Below are 4704 nucleotides of genomic sequence, written 5' to 3' on the forward strand. Positions count from 1 at the left end.
ATACTTTATACAGTACGATATCATAGTTAAGAGACAGGTGAGTAAGTATGAGTGTGTTAGCAGATAAAATTGAACAATTGATACTGCATAAGTTACTGGAAGAAGAGGAAGAGAACATTGTTCTCCGGCGAAATGAACTGGCTGATGAATTAAACTGTGCACCTTCGCAGATCAGTTATGTCCTGAGTACCCGTTTTTCTAATGACAAGGGCTTTCTCGTCGAATCGCGGCGCGGATCAGGCGGATTTGTCCGCATTATTCGTCTGGCCCCCAAAAAACAGGACCGTACGCCGGTGCTCCTGCAGGAACGGCTTCCGGCCGTCAGTATTACCATGGACGATCTGGACGGGTTTCTGTATCAGCTTCTCAAACAGAAGCGCATTACCAATGGGGAAGCGATTTTAATGCATCAGACCTTTGAAGCCCTGTTTAAAGAAGTAGATAACGAGTCGCAGCGCATGGCTGTAATCAGCCAGATGGTGCGCTGTCTGAATTCGCGCTGAAAAGGAGTGAGAAGCCATGTTATGTGATATATGCAAAAAAAATGAAGCTGTCGTCCATATCACGGCTTTTGAAAATGGCCGAAAGACAGAGTGGCATGTATGCGCAGCCTGTGCAAGAGATAAAAGTAAGTTTGCCATGCTGCAGGATCTGAATATTATTGATAACGATTTTTTCCGTAAAATGGCTTATCCCGATTATGAGGGACAGCCTGAAGAGGAACCGCAATGTCCGTCCTGCGGCATGACGTACAGTCAGTTTAACCGAACTGGTCTGTTTGGCTGCCCGCAGTGCTATGAAGCATTTAAAGAAGAACTGCCGCCGCTGCTGCGGCGAATTCACGGGCACTGCAAACATGACGGCAAAGTACCGAACCGAGGTACCGGTGTTTTTCGAACGCAGACGCAGATTAAGCGGCTGCGGCAGCACCTGCAGCGCCTTGTCCGTGACGAACAGTATGAAGAAGCGGCCAGGGTCCGCGATGAAATTCGTGCGCTACAGCGGCAGATGCCGGAACATCGTGATGAAGGGGGGTATACGTAATGAATGCAGCGTTGCTGACCCAACCGCTGAGTCCCTGGCAGGATGGATCCGGTGCGTATACCGACGTTGTCATAGACAGCCGGATACGACTGGTGCGAAATCTGGCCCGCCATCGATTCCCGCAGCAGGCTGATAATGCTGAACTGGCAGCCGTCGCTGCGGAAGGGCAGCAGGTCATGCCGGCCCTGTCGGCATTGGGACAAGGAACCTATGAGTACGTGGATCTGGCAGCGTTGACCCCTCTGCAGCGGGAACTGCTGGCAGCCAAACATATTTCGTCGGCGTCGCAGATTTCCCATCCGGAACACCGGGGCCTCATGCTCAGGCAAGACGGGGCCGTTTCCGTTATGGTCAATGACAGCGATCATTTCTGCATTCATACGGCAGCTTCAGGCTGCAGCATAAGCCGCGTATGGGATATGGCCGCAGCTGCAGATGACTGCCTGGAAGAACATATGGCCTTTGCCTTTCGTGATGATTTCGGCTATCTGACAGCCAGTCCTTCCATGACCGGAACGGGACTGGTCGCTGCCGTTACGATTCACGTGCCGGCCCTGGTCATGATGAAGCGCCTCAATCGTATTGCCCAGGGAATTACGAAGTTTGGCTTTTCTCTGCATGGATTATACGGTGTGCAGGGAGAATACATTGGCAATATTTTTCAGATTTCCAACCAGTTAACCTTAGGGGTGACAGAAGAAGAAACGTTAGGGCAACTGAAAAAAATTACAGAACAGGTAGTTCAGGAAGAACGCAGCTGCCGCTGCCGGCTCTGGGACAGCCATCGTGATGAACTGCATGATGCCTTTTGCCGGTCCTATGGTCTGCTGTCAACTGCCTGGCTCATGAGTGAACAGGAAGCTGTTTCTCTGCTGAGTGATTTGCAGTTTGCCATGAATGTGGATGTTATATCTGCAGATCCGCTGGCCTATGAAGAACTGCTTCTGACCAGTACGGCTGCATTTTTGCAGTATCAGGCCGGCAAGGTGCTGACCGATACGGAGCTGGACCGCCTCCGGGCGGCAGCTATTCGCCGGCGTATGACGATGCAGATGATGCCGCCGGCAAAAGAAATAATGCAAGGAAGTGAACATACATATGAATAACAGATTTACAAGTGATGCTAAAAAAGTGCTCCATTTGGCCCAGGAAAGTGCCCGGTCGTTACGACATGATTATGTGGGTACAGAACATGTCCTGCTGGGGCTGGTCCTGCACAGTGACAGTATAGCCGGCCAGTTTCTGGCCCGCCTGGGGCTGACAGCTGAAAACGTTACCCGCGCTATTGAAGGCGTCAGCGGTATTGGCGAGACAGCTCCGGCTGTACTGCGGCTGACGCCGCTGACGAAGCGGACCATGGAACTGGCCGTCCGCGTTGCCAATCAGATGGGGCAGCAATATATCAACACGGAACATATTCTGGCAGGGCTGCTGCAGGAAAAAGGAAGCCGTGCCTGCCAGATACTGGAAAATATGGATATCAGTCCTGACGAAGTGCAGGCCAGCCTGTATCAGCTCATGAATAATGGAGCTGCCGAAGAAACGGCTGATGCTGCCAGTGAAGGTCTGGATTTAACTGATTTTGGCCGCGATTTGAATGAACTGGCTGCCCAGGACCGCATTGATCCGGTCATTGGCAGACAGACAGAAATTGACCGGGTCATTCAGATCTTATGTCGTCGGACGAAGAACAACCCCGTCCTCATCGGCGCTCCCGGCGTAGGTAAGACTGCTATTGCCGAAGGACTGGCACAGCGTATCGTTACGGGCAATGTGCCGGCAATCTTGGCGAATAAGCGCATTTTCTCCCTCGATTTGGGAAGTCTCGTAGCCGGGACAAAATACAGAGGGGAATTTGAAGAACGAATTAAACAGGTCATCGAAGCCATTGCCAATGATGAACAGACGATCCTGTTCATTGACGAACTGCATCAGCTTGTCGGCGCTGGTTCTGTAGAAGGCTCTATGGATGCGGCCAACATTCTGAAACCAGCGTTGGCCCGCGGTGAACTGCAGTGTATCGGCGCGACGACACTGGATGAATATAAAAAGTATCTGGAAAAAGATGCGGCCCTGGCTCGCCGTTTCCAGACCGTACTCGTAGGTGAACCGTTGGAAAAAGACGCCGAAGCGATCCTCATGGGCCTGCGTGACCGCTATGAAGCCTTTCATAAAGTGCGCATTACAGACGGCGCTATTCAGGATGCCGTCAAGTTGTCGGCCCGGTATATTGCCGATCGGTATTTGCCGGATAAAGCCATCGACGTCATGGATGAAGCAGCAGCAAAAGTGCGCATGCATGTATATGCTCCGTCACAGGATATGAAAGAACTAGAACGGCAGCTGGCAGATATTCAAAAAGAAAAAGATGCTGCCGTAGACAGTGAAAACTTTGAAAAATGTGCTGCTCTCCGTGACGAAGGAAAAGAGGTTGCTGAAAAAATTGCCGATTTGAAGAAACAGCAACAGCAGCAAGATGACAAAAAGCTCGTCGTAGCAGAACAGGATATTGCTGATGTTGTTGCCCAGTGGACGGGCATTCCCGTCCGGCAGCTGACCGAATCAGAAGCACAGCGGCTGCTCCATTTGGAAGAAGAACTGCATAAGCGGGTCGTCAGTCAGGACGATGCCGTAACGGCAGTGGCCAAAGCCGTGCGCCGTGCCCGGGCTGGCCTGAAAGATGCCAACCGGCCTATTGGTTCCTTTCTGTTTCTGGGACCCAGCGGCGTCGGTAAGACTGAATTGGCCAGAACTTTGGCACGGCAGCTCTTTGGCAGTCAGGATGCCATGATCCGCATCGACATGAGCGAATTTATGGAAAAATACAGTGTATCCCGCCTGGTCGGTGCCCCTCCGGGCTATGTGGGCTATGAAGAAGGGGGAGAACTGACTGATGCGGTCCGGGAAAAACCGTACAGTGTCATCCTTTTCGATGAAGTGGAAAAAGCAAGCAGTGATTTCTTCAACTTGCTCCTTCAGGTACTGGATGAAGGTCGTCTGACCGATTCAAAAGGACGGACTGTCGATTTCCGCAATACTGTGATTATCATGACCAGCAATCTCGGTGCTTCCCATCTGAAACCTAGCGGTCCCGTTATGGGATTTGCCGCAGGCGGCGGGGCAGCAGCGGATAAAGAAGCGGCCTTTAAGGCGGCGAAACGGGAAATCTTAAATGATGTCAAGCGGTTTTTCCGTCCTGAATTTTTGAACCGTATTGATGAAATCCAGGTCTTTAAGCCCCTGGAAGAAAAGGATCTGCGTCATATTATTTCTCTCATGCTGGAAGAACTGAATAAACGACTGGCAGAAAAAGGCGTGCAGATGAGCTGGACAGACGATGCTGATGAAGTACTCGTCCGGGAAGGAACGGACTTTGCCTATGGCGCCCGTCCGCTGAAGCGGGCCATCCAAAAGCTGGTAGAAGACCCGGTTGCCGATATGATGTTAGGCGGCAAGTTACCCAGCGGGTCCACACTGCGCATGGACAGCCCCGATAAAAAGAAACTGGTCTTTACGACTACGTAATGCGTATGCAAAGAAGCTGTACAGGAAGCTGAATAGGCTGACTGTACAGCTTCTTTGTATATAAGTATATATCGCTGTAATGTATTAAGGACTGGGAAAGGATTCATGGAATTCATGGCGATGAGATGGCAAAAT

General features: G+C 51.2%; 4 protein-coding genes. All 4 read left to right on the plus strand.

What is annotated here, in order from left to right; translation table 11 throughout:
• Positions 1-47 precede the first annotated feature (47 nt).
• From Q3886_RS08415 to Q3886_RS08430, 4 genes are read left to right on the plus strand one after another with little or no spacing between them, the layout of a single operon-like run.
• Positions 48-503 carry a CtsR family transcriptional regulator gene (locus tag Q3886_RS08415; protein WP_301860922.1) on the plus strand — a complete coding sequence of 152 codons (456 nt, stop codon included), beginning with the start codon at positions 48-50 and terminating at the stop codon, positions 501-503.
• Between the two features lie 16 nt (positions 504-519).
• The gene (locus Q3886_RS08420) at positions 520-1044 is read left to right on the plus strand and encodes a UvrB/UvrC motif-containing protein (protein ID WP_301860923.1); all 525 of its coding nucleotides are present in this window, start codon (positions 520-522) and stop codon (positions 1042-1044) included.
• Positions 1044-2150 (plus strand): ATP--guanido phosphotransferase, encoded by a 1107-nt coding sequence (locus Q3886_RS08425; protein WP_301860924.1) that lies wholly within the window; start codon positions 1044-1046, stop codon positions 2148-2150. The genes Q3886_RS08420 and Q3886_RS08425 overlap by 1 nt, the downstream gene beginning before the upstream one ends.
• The gene (locus Q3886_RS08430; protein WP_301860926.1) at positions 2143-4569 is read left to right on the plus strand and encodes an ATP-dependent Clp protease ATP-binding subunit; all 2427 of its coding nucleotides are present in this window, start codon (positions 2143-2145) and stop codon (positions 4567-4569) included. Before Q3886_RS08425 ends, Q3886_RS08430 begins: the two co-directional genes overlap by 8 nt.
• Positions 4570-4704: the final 135 nt, after the last annotated feature.

It is taken from the genome of uncultured Megasphaera sp. (assembly GCF_958350005.1).
Taxonomy (GTDB): Bacteria; Bacillota; Negativicutes; order Veillonellales; family Megasphaeraceae; genus Megasphaera.